The 14896-nt window shown below is 41.9% G+C and carries 11 protein-coding genes; 3 read left to right on the top strand and 8 right to left on the bottom strand.

Annotation, left to right across the window (positions count from 1 at the left end; all coding sequences use genetic code 11):
• Positions 1–322 precede the first annotated feature (322 nt).
• The 4 genes from HWQ42_RS16280 to HWQ42_RS16265 all read right to left on the bottom strand — a co-directional run bounded on the left by HWQ42_RS16280 (position 323) and on the right by HWQ42_RS16265 (position 8147).
• Complete coding sequence (locus HWQ42_RS16280) at positions 323–3580, bottom strand: EAL domain-containing protein (protein ID WP_292813829.1); 3258 nt, start codon at positions 3578–3580, stop codon at positions 323–325.
• Positions 3581–3977: 397 nt separating this feature from the next.
• The gene (locus HWQ42_RS16275; protein ID WP_292813827.1) at positions 3978–5714 is read right to left on the bottom strand and encodes a diflavin flavoprotein; all 1737 of its coding nucleotides are present in this window, start codon (positions 5712–5714) and stop codon (positions 3978–3980) included.
• 83 nt (positions 5715–5797) lie between these two features.
• Positions 5798–6310, bottom strand: coding sequence for a phosphate-starvation-inducible PsiE family protein (locus HWQ42_RS16270; RefSeq protein WP_292736910.1), 513 nt, complete (start codon positions 6308–6310; stop codon positions 5798–5800).
• Positions 6311–6416: 106 nt separating this feature from the next.
• The gene (locus tag HWQ42_RS16265; RefSeq protein WP_292813824.1) at positions 6417–8147 is read right to left on the bottom strand and encodes a diflavin flavoprotein; all 1731 of its coding nucleotides are present in this window, start codon (positions 8145–8147) and stop codon (positions 6417–6419) included.
• A gap of 220 nt (positions 8148–8367) precedes the next feature.
• Between HWQ42_RS16265 and HWQ42_RS16260 the strand changes: the two genes are divergently transcribed.
• Positions 8368–9306 carry a 1-aminocyclopropane-1-carboxylate deaminase/D-cysteine desulfhydrase gene (locus HWQ42_RS16260; RefSeq protein ID WP_292813821.1) on the top strand — a complete coding sequence of 313 codons (939 nt, stop codon included), beginning with the start codon at positions 8368–8370 and terminating at the stop codon, positions 9304–9306.
• 34 nt (positions 9307–9340) lie between these two features.
• Here the strand turns inward: HWQ42_RS16260 and HWQ42_RS16255 are convergent, their stop codons facing one another.
• The 3 genes from HWQ42_RS16255 to bcp form a co-directional block, all read right to left on the bottom strand.
• Positions 9341–10498 carry a cysteine desulfurase family protein gene (locus HWQ42_RS16255; protein WP_292813819.1) on the bottom strand — a complete coding sequence of 386 codons (1158 nt, stop codon included), beginning with the start codon at positions 10496–10498 and terminating at the stop codon, positions 9341–9343.
• A 5-nt stretch (positions 10499–10503) separates the two neighbouring features.
• Entirely contained in the window at positions 10504–11130 is a 627-nt protein-coding gene (locus HWQ42_RS16250; RefSeq protein ID WP_292813816.1) for a type I restriction endonuclease, read from the bottom strand.
• Between the two features lie 149 nt (positions 11131–11279).
• On the bottom strand, positions 11280–11759 hold the full coding sequence (gene bcp / locus HWQ42_RS16245; RefSeq protein WP_292813814.1) for a thioredoxin-dependent thiol peroxidase: 480 nt from the start codon (positions 11757–11759) through the stop codon (positions 11280–11282).
• Positions 11760–11865: 106 nt separating this feature from the next.
• On the opposite strand from bcp, the gene HWQ42_RS16240 reads away from it, so the two are divergent.
• A complete protein-coding gene (locus HWQ42_RS16240) occupies positions 11866–12720 on the top strand; it encodes an FAD-binding domain-containing protein (protein ID WP_292813812.1) in 855 nt (284 codons plus the stop codon).
• Positions 12717–13145, top strand: a complete 429-nt coding sequence (locus HWQ42_RS16235; RefSeq protein ID WP_292813809.1) for a hypothetical protein — start codon at positions 12717–12719, stop codon at positions 13143–13145. Before HWQ42_RS16240 ends, HWQ42_RS16235 begins: the two co-directional genes overlap by 4 nt.
• 277 nt (positions 13146–13422) lie before the next feature.
• Here the strand turns inward: HWQ42_RS16235 and HWQ42_RS16230 are convergent, their stop codons facing one another.
• On the bottom strand, positions 13423–14766 hold the full coding sequence (locus HWQ42_RS16230; protein ID WP_292813807.1) for an FAD-dependent oxidoreductase: 1344 nt from the start codon (positions 14764–14766) through the stop codon (positions 13423–13425).
• Positions 14767–14896 lie beyond the last annotated feature (130 nt).

Below are 14896 nucleotides of genomic sequence, written 5' to 3'. Positions count from 1 at the left end.
CATCATCTTAACAAGTTACTTACCGTCGGCTCATTTTTGAGGGATTAGAGGTAATACCATTTTGGATTTTAGATTTTGGATTGTGCAACATCCATTGGATAAGTGTTTCAGTTTTACATCTGTCGCAATCATTTTTCAAATTGGTATAACTATCTCTTGCACAGAAACACCGATTTATTGGTGCAACAATTCAGTCGCGGGTCTGAATCCCGGACTGATAGCGCCACAAATAGCAAGTCTTCTCCCTTCTCTCCCTTTGGGAGAAGGGAAGACGCTAAGAGCGAATGAGCGTCCCTGGCTCGACTCCTGAATTCTGACTTCTTCAATTGATAAATAATGTCTCAATTTCATCAACATCTAGAGGTTTAAAAAAGAAATAACCTTGACCAAATTCACATCCTAGCTGTTGTAACCATTGCAGCTGCTGTCGTGTTTCAATTCCTTCTGCAACCACTTCTAACTCAAGTTGATTGCTGAGTGTAATAATAGTTTCAACAACTTGATAATTCCGGCTTCCCTCGTGCATTTGATTAACAAAGGAACGATCTATTTTTAAGGTATCAGCAGGTAATAGATGAAGATAATTCAGCGATGAATATCCAGTCCCAAAATCATCAATACTAATTTGAATTCCTAATGCTTTCAACTGCTCTAATATCTTGATAGTCTCAATGATATTATCAATGAGCATACTCTCAGTAATTTCTAGAGTTAGGCTGTTACCATCTAAACCTGTCTGAGCTAGAGTGCGTTCCACATCCTTAACTAAAGTGGCTTTGCGAAGGTCTTGAACAGAGAGATTAACACTAACCTTCAATGGAAATTGACCAGAGAACTGAGTTTGCCATCTCGCAAGTTGCTGACAAGCAGTGTAGAGCATCCAGCTATCAAGAGGAACAATCAGCCCTGTTTCTTCAGCCAGGGGAACAAATTCAGAGGGAGGAACTAGTCCACGAGTGGGGTGTTGCCAGCGTACTAAAGCTTCAAACCCAATAACATGGTTTCTATTTAGATCGATAATTGGTTGATAGTATATGATAAATTCCTCTCGTTCGATAGCCTTACGAAGGTCATTTTCTAAATTGAGCCGTTTAAGTACTTGAGTGTGCATCTCAACATCAAAGATTCTATAGCAGTTTTTACCTTGACTCTTGGCTCGATACATAGCAATATCTGAATCTCGAATCAAATCGGAGGCTTGAAGATAATTTTTGGTTCCTAAAACAATACCGATGCTGGTGGTGATAAAGACTTCATATCTATTGACCATTAATGGAGCTTGAAATTCTGCCAATATACGTTCAGCAACAGCAACGGCTTCTTCAATACTGTCGATGTCTTCAAGCAAAATCACAAATTCATCACCACCCAGCCGGGCCGCTAAATCTACAGAGCGAATCTGGGATTTTAGTTTCTGAGCAATAACTGTTAGTAATTGATCGCCTGTTAAATGCCCTAAGCTGTCATTGATGATTTTGAACCGATCCATGTCGAGAAACAAAACCGCGAAGTAATATGTTTCTATGCGGTTAGCTCGATTAAGAGCTAATTCTAGCCGCTTCATCAGTAGGTTACGGTTGGGTAAGTCGGTTAGAGCATCATGCAATGCATTATAAACTAGCTGTTCTTCTGCGTTTTGGCGATCGCGCAGTACAGCAATATGTTCGCTAATATCAGTGATTGTACCAACATATCCTGTGATTTTTCTTGCTGCATCGTACTCTGCAACAGCTTGTCCAAATACCCAAGTCACCGTGCCATCAGGCTTTTGAAATCGATACTCTAGTCGGAAAGGACTATTTTCTCGAATTGTAGAATACCACTTATTTAAAACTTTTTCTCGTTCATCGGGGTGAAGTCCTTTAATCCATCCGGTTTCGGCTGCTTCTTCAGAAGTTAGTCCGGTAAGAGAACACCAGCGTTCATTAACGTAAAAACAGTTTCCTTGAGCATCGGTTCGGAAAATGCCGACTGGAACGGCGGCAGCCAAAGAAGCATATCGTTGTTCGCTTTGCCGGAGATCCGCTTCTGTTTTTTGCCGTTCTGCAAGTTCAGTTTTCAGCTGTTGATAAGCAGTAGCTTGTTGAATTGCGCTCGCCATCTGAGTCGAAAGCTGTTGCACCAGAGCAATTTCTTCCGCTTCCCATTGTCGAGGAGCAAAGCTTTCAACCACGTTCAGTAATCCCCACAGGTTGTTACCTTGGATAATCGGAACCAAAATTTTTGCTCTAATCTGTAAGCTTTCTAGTAGTTCTCGGTGACAATCACTCATCTGCATTGTGTAGATATCAGACACAACTCGAATTTTTTCGTGGCAATATAAATCAAACAAATTAGTAGCACAACAGCTATCGTAAACCTGTTTACCCAGATAAGAAATATAATCATTGCCTACGGAATCTGCAACCACAACCATGCTCCAGTCAGGTTGAAACTGCCAGATCATGACGCGATCGCAGTTGAAGTGCGATCGCACTTCAATAACTGTTGTGTTAAGAATATCCTGGAGGTTGAGCGAAGAGCGAACCTGAGTAGCAATAGTTGCAATTAATTTTTCCCGCTCTGCTTTTGCCTTGAGTGTAGCTGTACGTTCTTGAACTTGCTGCTCTAATTCGGCGTTGCGATTTTGGAGGAGTGCTAATTTTTCTGCTTTTAACCGATTCACATGATATTCCAAGACTCCAACTAAATTAGTCAGCTCGACTGGATTGAGTACTTTCAAAATACTGCTCTGAGTCACTATCCCCAACAACTCTTCTTGAGCTCCAGTGACTACTATCCGCTTAACTAAATATTGCCGCATTGCCTCTTGAACTTTCCACAAAGAGTACTCAGGGCTGACTGATAAAACAGGCGTACTCATGACTACCTGCGCCTGAACGTCTTCAAAATTCAGTTCCAATGCTTGAAATTGAACAATATCTCGCTCTGTCACAATGCCAATCGGTATTTGTATGAGTTGACCTTCTGCTACTAGTTCTTCCACAAGCACCACCGAACTGACCCGATTTTCTGCCATCAGTCCAGTTATCGCTAGCATCGAGACACTTGGAGCCGCACAAATCACTTCTGAAGTCATCACATCTCCCGCTTGGCGCAGATGCAGCAAGTCTATTGGACGTGACAATTGCTGCAAGCTTTCATGAGTCAGTAGTCCAACAATTTCGTCTTGGTCAAGTAGGGGCAAGTGGCGAATGCGATACTGCTGGAGTAGATTCACAGCTAAGAACAAATCAGTAAATGCAGATTGGTGTAAGGAAATGACTGGATGTGACATGACATCAACAATTGCCAGATTTTCTAGTGTTCGCCTTTGAGAAGTAAGACGAACCACGTCTCGTTCAGTAAAAATGCCTAATAACTGATTCCCTTCAACAATCAACACGCAACTTGAGCGCACCTCAAGCTGTAGGGCTTCAATTTCAATATTTGCTTCTCTTGAAGATGAACACACCGTATGACTACCACTCATCTGACCAATTGCCGCCATCACAGATGTACTTGGTGAAACTATCAGCGGGTTGCGAATAATCGCTGACTCCAGCTCAAGCGATGTCAAAGCAGTGGAAGATATTAACATTCGTATAAAGGCATTAAAAATTTTACAGTTGATAATTTTATGATGCCCGTTACATTACCCTATTGAACACATTCAAGAATTCGCCTTAAAATATATCACCTGACTATTCGTGCAACTAAAACAATAGCATTGCAACTCTAAAAGACTTGTGTGTTATACACCGTAACTCTACAAACAGAGAAGTTTTCTAGATAAAAGTAGACATCTTGCAAAAGTTACTTTTGCAAGATGTTGGAGTGCATATTAATAGTTAAAGGGGAATGGCACTAAGAAAAGCCCAAAGGCTTGTGTAGTAGAGCTGTATTTTTTCTTAGTGCCATTCGGTTAAAGGGTAAAGGAAAATTCTATACCTTAACCCTTTTCCCCACTTCTGCAAGAAGTCGAGTGAACAGTCAGATTAATAATAGCTGCCAGATTTCCGATGTTCCAAAGCCGTGACACCATCATTTTCCAACACTTCACCACCATCGATAACGGCATAAATTAACCATCGATCGCCACATTGAAGCTGATTTTGCACTGTACATTCTAAATAGGCTAATGCCTCATTCAGAATCAAACAACCATTCAGAGCAGTTTTTGTGGCAAGATTCGCAAAGGGATTATCGCCTAAAGTGCTATGACGAGAAAAATAGCGCCGCACATTTCTTCCTTCTTTAAGGATATTTAGCACAAATTTATCGCCAGGATGATGCATTAAATCTGCATTTTGCTCGTTAGCGATCGCAATCATAATTCCTGGCGGATTAAAAGTTGCTTGCGATACCCAAGAAGTTAAAACGCCTTTGTGAGTTTCTTCATCACGAGTTGTCACAACACACAGAGAACCAATGATTCGCCCCACCGCTTGTTCGGTACGATCTACATGGGTTTCTGTGACAATCTGGCGGGAACTACGAAGTTTTTTGGTTTTCTTCAAGTTTTGGGCAAAGGTAGCACCTGCGTCTTGACACTGTTGGAGAATCTCAGAAGTAGGACTAAAACGCACCCGAATTGTTTCAAACCCTAGTTGATAATTAGCATCTTTGAGCTTACTTTCGATTAAATCTATCGCCTCGCCACTCCAGCCGTAAGAACCAAACACCCCAGCTAACTTAGTTTTAGCCGCTACCGAGAGAACTATTCCTAAAGCAGTTTGAATTTGAGTCGGTGCATGGCCGCCTAAAGTGGGTGAGCCGATAATCAAGCCATCGCAGGATTCTACAATGCGGTTAATCTCCGCAGAATCGGCTAGTTCACAGTTGATTGATTCTACATTAACTCCATTTTGGATCAAACCTTGAGCGATCGCATTCGCTAGAGTTGCTGTATTTCCATAAGCAGAAGCATAGAGCAAAGCGACACTCAATTCTTGAGATTTTTGTCCTTGACACCATTGACGGTAATCATAAGTAAAACGACTCAAGCTGTAACGCACAACTGGCCCGTGTGCTGGGGCATAACATCTGGCTCCCAAAAGCGATATTTTATCTAAGGCTACTTCGACTTGTTTTGCTTGGGGCGCATGGAGACATTCAAAATAGTAACGACGTTCCGCATCTAATCCCTTCCAATCTTCATCAAACAAAGTATCTTCGCAAATATGAGCGCCGAAAAGTTTGTCTGTATAGAGAATTTTTGTGGCGGGATCGTAGGTACAAAGCCCATCCGCCCAGCGGGGAGTTGGTACGGTGATAAATGATAGAAGATGTCCTTGTCCTAAATCTAGAGTATCCTGCGATCGCATCGCTTGAATAGGTGATTCAAATTCGGGAAAGGCAGCTTTGAGAGCATTGGCGGCGGGGCGAGAACAAATGAGAGTGGCTTGAGGAACCAGAGAGAGCAATACTTGCAAGGTTGCTCTGCGGTTCGGGTTGACATGACTGAGAACAATGTAATCGAGGGAGATGAAATCTAGACGTTGTGCTAGCTGCTCAAGGTAAATTTCGGTAAAAGATTCGCCGGGAGGGTCAATTAAAGCCTTTTTATCAGCTTGAATCAGATAAGAATTCGCTGTAGTTCCCCGTTGACGGGAATATTCCACCTCAAATTTTAGTCTGTCCCAAGTCCGCGATCGTAAAATCAGAGTATTTTTACCAATTTCAGCAACTTGTACATCTCTGCTATGGTTGGGCGTTAATGTGGCAGCAGACATAATAACCTCTCTTAATATGGGCATGGGGCATTATGGCAGAAGATTCAGACACGATTAATCGCGTCTCTACCCACTCCCTATTTTTAATGACCATTGGTTTGTGTTAGTTCAGACTTGGCTCTGCTTCTATAGCGTTTAGATACTTCTTGTTCTGGGTCGATACCTTCAAAAGTAGGGGGTAGCCAAACTCGGAGAAATAGTAGTACTCCCAGCACTAATAAAAAAGCACAAGTTGCTAAAACTTGACTCCAACTTGTTTCTAAAACACCTTTAACAATGACTTCCCGCAAAGCGGAAACGATGGAAACTTCAACAGCTACCCCAATAGATACTCGATGTTCTTGCAGATAAATAATCAACAATCGAAATAGCTCAACTAAGATAAGTAAAAAGAGAATATCGGCAGTAACAGCATGAAAATCTAGAGGCGGAAGTAAAGAGAGAAACATATCCCTCACCTGAAGCACCATGAAGCTAAATAAACCGATACACAAAGAAATCACAATTACATCTTGGATAAATTCCAAGCTTCGGACAACGCGCCCTCGATTGATTTCATACATCGTAATCGGGGTGTCTTCAACAGATTTATACATAGTTTTTTGTGATTTTGTAGAGACGCGATTCATCGCGTCTGTGGGGAGCAGAGGGGGCAGGGGAGCCTAATGACAAATGACCAATGACCAATGAACAAATGACAATTTAATAATGATTGCCAATTTTGCGGTGATGGGCAGCAGTAAGTGCATCTAGTTTGGAAACTCTTCCAGTTTGGACTGTGCTATAAATTACCCAATGATCTCCACAATCCATACGGCTAGTGATTTCACATTCCATGTAAGCCAAAGCTTCAGCTAAAACGGGCGATTCATTTTTAGCGGGATATGTTTTCACTCCCGCAAATCTATCTGCACCAGGAGCAAAACGTTTGAGGAAATGTTTCATTAATCCTTGATATTTGCCTTCTTCTAAAACATTTAAAACAAAGCGATCGCCAACGTGCATCAAGGATTCAATTGCCCGATCTTTGGATACTGCGATCGCTACTCCCAAAGGCTCAAGACTGGCTTGTGTCACCCATGAAGCCAACATCGCACTCTGAATTTCTCCTTTTTTGGCGGTGATAATGTACAATCCTGTGCTAATCCGCCCTAAAGCTTTTTCTAGCTCAGTATTGATAGATTTGATTTGTTTAATGGTGCGATCGCGGTTCAGCCATTGACCCATATCTGTCCCCGCTTCATCACAAAGCTGTTCTATCGCTTGAGTAGGAATTTCTTTAACTAAAATAGGTGGAAAAGCTTCAGTTAATCCTAATTCTTGAAACTTATTGCGTAACGGGTAAATTGGTTCATCTTCTCCACCTCCTGACTCTAATAAACCAATTGCCTGCTTCTTATGAACAGCAGCTAAAATAGTGCTTAAAGCCGCTTGAGCTATTACTGAAGATTGGGCTGGCATGGCAATTACTAAACCAGAGGCTTGTGAAACTAATTCTCGCACTTCTTGAGGCTCGGCACTATTTAAGTCTACTAATTCTATTGCCACATCTGTTCTCGCGCATCCATGTGCTATTGTACGGACTAAATGCTCGCTATGTCCGTAATCTTCAACATAAAATAGAGCCACTAAAGTCTCTGTTTTTGCTTGTTCTAAACTCCAGTTTTGATACCGTCCAAGCCATTCAGATATATAGTGTTGTAATAAAGGGCCATGTCCTGTAGCAACAGTTGCTATTTCTAACTTTTCAATCCGCTTTAAAGCTGCCAAGACAGACCGAGCATTTGGCCCCATAAGACAATCATAGTAATATTTAAAATCCTCCTCAAGTAAAGTGATATTTTCATCATAAGTGTGGTCATCACAGTAGTGCATCCCAAACACATCACAGGTGTAGAGAATGGAAGTTTTATGGTCATAGGTCAAGATTGTGTCAGGCCAGTGTAAGTTAGGTGCAGAGATAAATTCTAATTCGTGTTCGTTGCCTAAATCTAATCGCTCTCCACTTTTCACCTGTATTGATTTAAAAGGCTGGTGAACCATATTTTCTAGAAATTGAATAGCTACCTTAGCACCAACAACAGTAATAGAGGGAGCTAATTCTAAAATATTTTTCACTAAGCCACTATGGTCTGGTTCTGTATGGCTAATAATCAAGTAATCTATTTTAGTCAGATCGATTAATCCCGCCACTACCTCAAGATATAATTGCTCAAACTTGCGGTGAGATGTGTCAACTAAGGCAATTTTTTCTCCCTGAATTAAGAAAGAATTATAGGTTGTACCATTACGTAAACCGAACTCGATATCAAAACGTTCTCTATCCCAGTCGAGACAACGAATGGCTGTCGTTTGAGGAGCAATTTCAACAGTTTGAATCGTCAAACGTCCTGGGCTGGGAGTAACTTGAGTAAGCTCTATGAGTGCAACCATTTGTTCTCTCCAAAAAGATTATTATCTGAAGCGGGTGTTCTGTCTCTTATATTTACTTGAAATAGTCAATTAGTAAAATGTCAATTTCTAAAGCTAATCATCAGAAAGTTTTATTCATCATTTAGCCTGATTTACCATTGAATTGCTCGATGTTTATCATTACTTTTCTCTTCAATAATGGATGTGAGAAAATGTAAATACTAAGTTAAAATGTTTACGCATGTCGTTAACCTTTCTTCCTCCTCCCATACAACAAATCAACAGCAAAATCGCCCGTCACGCTGGTGTCGATCTGTATGTGCTGCGTTTGGATCTCATGCACCCGTGGGTTAACGGCAATAAGTGGTTTAAGCTGAAATACAATCTTTTGGAGGCCAAGGAGAAAAATTTCACAACCCTGCTAACCTTTGGCGGTGCTTATTCCAATCACATCTATGCAACTGCGGCGGCTGGTAATCTTTTTGGTTTTCGCACCATCGGCGTAATTCGTGGCGAGGAGAGGCTACCGTTGAATCCGACGCTGAGTTTTGCTGTACAACAGGGTATGCAGCTTGTGTATCTGAACCGCGAAATGTATCGACAGCGCAACACACCAGCGTTAAAAGAATATCTGCAACAACGCTTCGGCGAGGTGTTTATCATTCCCGAAGGTGGGAGTAATTTAAATGGTGTGCGCGGCTGTATAGAAATAGTTGGTAGTGCAATCGCATTCGATCGTATCTGCGTAGCCTGCGGTACAGCTACCACACTGGCGGGGATTGCGCTTTCGTTGGATGCAGGACAAAGAGCGATCGCATTTCCCGTATTGAAAAATGGGGCATTTCTTGCCCAAGAAATCGAAAGTTTGTTGACAAATTACCTCGCTTCTGATTTACCTACACCATATAGTTGTCCTGCTTCTTGGGAATTGGTATGTGATTACCACTTTGGCGGTTATGCAAAGGTGAACGATGAGTTATTAATGTTCAGCCAACAGTTTACACAGGAACATGGCGTACCCCTTGATTACGTGTATACCGCCAAAATGTTTTACGGAGTGATGGATTTACTACAGCAGGGATTTTTTAGTAGAGGTGACTCATTGCTGCTGGTACACACAGGTGGCTTACAGGGCAACGCTGGTATTGAGGAGCGTTTTCAAAGCTTTGCTAAAATTTAAGAGACGTAGCATTGCTACATCTCTACAAGGGTGCTTACCGTTTATTTTGTAAACTTTGAATGGTAGCGATCGCATGTTTCGCCACAATATCAATCTCCTCTTCTGTATTAAACCTGCCAATGCCAAACCTGATCGAGGCATAAGCTAGCTGTTGGGGGTGTCCCAATGCTGTGAGAACATGAGAAGGTGCAGTATGTGCCGACGAGCAAGCAGAACCAGAAGATATGGCCATTACTGGCTGCAATCCTAGCAAAAGCGCGGCTCCATCCACTCCCTCAACACTGATACTCAAGTTTCCCGCCAGTCGCTGTTGGGGATGTCCGTTGAGATGAATTCCTTCAACTTGCGAAAGCTGTTCCCATAATCTTTGTCTTAATTGGGTGAGGCGTTGGGTTTCTGTTGCTTGTTCAGCCAAAGCGATTTCTACAGCTTTGCCAAAGCCGACAATTTGCGGTGTATACAATGTCCCAGAACGCATCCCCCGCTCATGTCCGCCGCCGTGCTGCTGGGGAGCCAGTTGTACTCTGGGATCACGTCTGCGGACGTATAGCGCTCCAATGCCTTTAGGGCCATATACTTTATGTGCTGTTAGCGACATCAAGTCAATTTTCATCGCTTGCACATCTAAGGGAATTTTACCAATAGCTTGCGCAGTATCGCTGTGGAAAATGATATCGCGATCGCGGCACATTTCCCCAATTTCTGCCAATGGCTGCAACACACCAATTTCGTTATTTGCAGCCATCACCGATACTAAGATTGTCTCAGGACGGAAAGCGTTTTTTAACTCAGTTAAATCAATCAATCCATCTTTTTGCACAGGGAGAATAGTAATTTCAAAACCAAGACTTTTTAAATAATTACAAGGATCGATTACTGCACCATGTTCAGTGACAACAGTAATAATATGCTGGCCTTTTTTAAAATAAGTTTCAGCAACACCTTTTATAGCTAGATTATTTGCTTCTGTTGCACCACTGGTAAACACAATTTCTTCTGGTGTGGCGTTGATTGCTGTGGCTAAAATTTCTCGCGTTTGCTTAACAGCAGCTTCTGCTTCCCAACCGTAAACATGACTAATACTTGCTGGGTTGCCAAATTTTTCTGTGAAGTAAGGGGTCATTGCTGCTAATACCCGTTCATCTAAAGCTGTAGTAGCGTGGCAATCAAGGTATATAGGACGAACAGACATAATTATTAACTCAAACTTTGACTCAAATTTTTTAATACGCTTAGAACCTGATGCAGTTCACTTTCTCGTTTCAAAAGTGTAAATTGGTCAGACATAGCATACTTTGGCTGATTTTCTTTGGTAAGTTTCAGAAAAATAAAATCACTACCATTTGTTACTAATCCAAAAGCAGGTTTGTCTTGACTAGGATTAGCAAGCATATAAACAAGTGCTTGAGGTATGGCTTCTAAAAGAGAAAAGCTAGACCTTTTAGATTCAATTACTAACAACCAGAATTTTTCTTGAATAACTAAAACATCAATTCTACCTCTAATAATTTCTCCTTCATCTTCAGCAGAAATTTCTATTGATTGTTCGCCTCTTATATAAAAAGGCTCATCATAAAATCCCGCTAAATTGAGTAAAGGAGATAAAACTACTAATTTCACCGTTTCTTCTGACAAGGGAGGATACTTTACTAAACGGAGAAAATGAAATTTTACTCTGTCTAAATCTTGCTTTTCTAAATCTGTAATTTTCGGTAAATTTTCAAACCATTCTGTGAAAAATGCCTCATCTTCGGCTAGCTGTAGACTAAATCTTTCTTCCAAATAGGCAAGCCCGACATTTTGTGCTTGGATAAATTGAACCATAATTCATTTCAAAGATGCAATATAACTATTTTAAGTAGGCAAGAGTAACATTTTGGGCTTGGATGACTTGAATCATGTTTATTTCAACTGCGAAAAGTCTAATTTCTGACTTTAATTATTACGCTAGCAGTTTCTAGCATCCAGTCGCATTAAGTGGTTGCTAATTCTCGCAATTTAGTTAAAACTGCTTGAGCATGACCTTTGGTTTTTACGTTGGGCCAAGTATAGACAATAATTCTATCAGATGAAATTAGAAAAGTTGACCGAGCAACACCCATATATTCTTTGCCCATAAACTTTTTTAACCGCCAAGCGCCGTAGGCTTCGATTAAAAGATGTTCTGGGTCACTTAAAAGGGTGATTGACAAGTTATGTTTGCTGATAAATTTACAATGGGACTTACCCAAATCTGGACTTACGCCTAAAATTTTCGCTCCTAGTGCGCTGAAGTCTTGATACAAGTCGGTGAAATCTTTCGCTTCGGTGGTACAGCCCGGTGTGTCATTTTTGGGGTAGAAGTAGAGGACAACCCACTGACTGCTGAGGTCGTCGAGAGTGACTGAGTTGCCATTTTGGTCAGGGGTGGAGAAATCTGGCGCTGGTTGTCCGACTTGGGGAATGTTGCTCATGGAGTGAGAGAGGTTGTGTAGGCGTGGCCTGTTGTAGATATCGCTTTAGAATTGTACATATATTGAGTATTGAGCGATCGCACCTAACTATTCATATTTGCTGACAATGCCTAAAGATATGCAACGCCAATTTACTAACCGCGATGAGTTGGTAGCCTACCTGCGCGAACAATTCCCTGGTGCAGCAGAACGCGATGACCACATCAGCGAAACTGTGGGGGGACGCATAGCGGCACAAAAAGCGCTGCAAAAAATTGATCCCCTTCGTTACGCCCAAACACGTAATTTCTTCGCAGGCGCAGTCACGCGTCTTTCACCTTACATCCGCTATGGCGTTTTGAGTTTGCGAGAAATTCGAGATTATGTTATTGACCAGGTACAGCACCAAGATGATGCTACGAAACTAATTAACGAGTTAGGTTGGCGCGACTACTGGCAACGGTTGTATATGAAGTTAGGGGATGAAATCTGGCAAGACCAGGAAGAGTACAAAACTGGTTACACTGTGAGCGAATATGCATCCGAATTGCCACAAGATATTAGAGAAGGAATTACAGGCAGGGTTTGCATTGACAGTTTCAGTCGTGATTTGAGAGAAACTGGCTATTTACATAACCACGCCCGAATGTGGCTAGCGGCTTATATTGTCCATTGGCGGCGTATTCGTTGGCAAGCAGGAGCCAAGTGGTTTCTCGAACACCTTTTAGATGGAGATCCTGCTAGTAATAATATGTCATGGCAGTGGGTTGCTAGCACCTTTAGTCAGAAACCGTATTTTTTCAACCGTGAAAACTTAGAACGCTACACCAAAAGCCTTTATTGCCAGAAATGTCCGCTTTACGGTCATTGTGATTTTGAAGGCAGTTATGAAGAATTAGAACAGCGACTTTTTCCTCAAGGCGAATTTAGCAAACAACCTAATAGCCAAAGTTGGCAGCATGGAAAGAAAGGTAAAAAATGAATAAACCAATTGTTTGGGTGCATGGAGATTGCCTCAGTCCAAATAATCCCACATTGCAAAAATACCCTGATGTCCCAGCTATTTGGGTTTGGGACGAGGCTTTGATAGAGGAATGGCAATTGAGCCTTAAACGCCTGACTTTTATCTACGAATGTTTGCTAGAGTTACCTGTTGTTATCCGCCGTGGCAATGTGGCACAAGAAATTTTAGCTTTTGCTCAAGAAAATGATGCTAATTTAGTTGTCACAACCGATAGTCCCAGTCCCCGATTTGATGATATCTGTAATCAAATGAAGCCTTCTATAGCAGTGGAAGTGCTAGAGGTAGAACCATTTTTTGACTATGACGGCTATATCGACTTGAAACGCTTCTCGCGCTACTGGAAAGTGGCTCAAAATTATGTTTATCAAAAGCTCTCCTTTTAGGCTAGCGTGTGCGCAGAAGTCGAATTACCCCCCTTAATCCCCCCTTGCCAAGAGGGGAAACAGGAATCTAGTTCCCTCCCCAATGCATCGGGGAGGGTTAGGGTGGGGTAAAACACTTATTAATCAGCTATTTCAGACTTGTATGTACACCGTAGCCTTTTAGGAGAGAGGCTTACGCTAGCTCTTAAGGGGCTGCTAGGTCTGTATTTCACGCAATTGAGAATTGCTATAGATGCAAGAAGTCTATTTACTTCAAGGGAGAAAGAAGTTTTCTAGACTAAAAGTTCTTCTCGACTAAACTTTTTGAATACTCCACAATAGTCTCAACCAATTCAAAATTCAATAAGCCTCCCACATAGAAGGTCTTGCGTTGACCTTGCAGGGCTTCTAAGCGATCGTAAAATCCCGCTTGCATGACCTCTGAGGTAACGTGAGGAAAGTAAGGCCACTTATCGTAGGTGTAGTAATCATCATCTACTTGCACTCCCAAATTCTCTAATGTCTTTTGAATCCCTTGGAGAACATCTGCTTTAGTGATTTTTCCCTCACGATCTAGGCGAGTGTAAAAGGCAATCAGGTCATTGTCAGCAAACTGTTGAGCGATAAACCAGGGATTCCCCACCACATTTAAGGGAATGACATTAGTTACCGGGGTTGGCATTTCCAGTTCGGGAATCAGATAGGTAATCAAACTGTAGGGATTGAGAATAATCTGCTCAAATAGGTCTTTTTCTGCTGACGACAAATCGAGAAAGGTGTTGAGGACATTCAGCGTTAACGGACAAGCTAAAACCAGATAGTCAAATTCTAAAACTTCTTCATGGGTAACAATCTTGTCAAGAATCTGCTCTTGCTCAGTCAACCGCACTCGTGTAATTGCCCCACGCTTGATTTCCTTGATGTCAATATTCAAGCGGACATTTAGTCCCCAAGCAACACGCTCCCAGAAGCGTTGGAAACCATCAGTAAACCGTTTAGGCCAACCGCAGCGCATATCTGCACCGTAAGTAACTAAAGTCCCAAAGGTTTCTAGGGTCATGTATTTTAAGGCATAGGCAGCAGGGATTTCGTTTAAATAGCCATAGCCCATCGCAGTAATGGGAATTTCAAATAAAGTTGCCAGACATGACAAATTTTTCTCTGCTAACCACTGGGAAAAAGGTTGAGTGAGTTCGGGATGTTGACTGATACCGGCAAACCCAGGAACGGAAATAATTGGCTCTAGCAAAAGACGTTCCCACCAATAGCGTCCAACGGCTGCCAAAAACGTTACTGGGTCAGTTCTCTCGGTAACGGCATTCATAATTGAGGTGTAGGCAGGTTGTCCCGGTTGAGATTTAAAAGGGTTGTAGACTTGCCCTGGCCCTTCACTGTAAAGTTGAGCGCCGACTTCTTCAGCCATTTTTAGGACTTCTTTGTAGGCAGGGGTGAGATAATTTGCTCCCAAATCAAAGGAACGGGAATTATAGGTAATCGAACAACACAATCCCCCTACCCGTCCAGCTTTTTCTAGGACAAGTACGTTGCGGTAGCCTTGCTTTTTCAAAAAGTAAGCCGTAGATAACCCGGCTGCTCCCGCTCCGACAATACAAATTCGTGCATCTTTAGATACTTTAGTCATACACTGTTGATTCTTAGTTAGTAATGTGCCCTGGTTTGAGAATGCTGCGATTAGTAGGAGGCAGAAGGTAGAAACGTTACTGTTCCTTACATTCACGCTTTTAAAATCTCCTAATATATATGTATATGCT

The organism is Nostoc sp. JL23, assembly GCF_017115065.1.
In the GTDB taxonomy this organism is placed as follows: Bacteria; Cyanobacteriota; Cyanobacteriia; order Cyanobacteriales; family Nostocaceae; genus Nostoc; species Nostoc punctiforme_A.
This window is presented reverse-complemented; position numbering and strand designations above follow the sequence as displayed.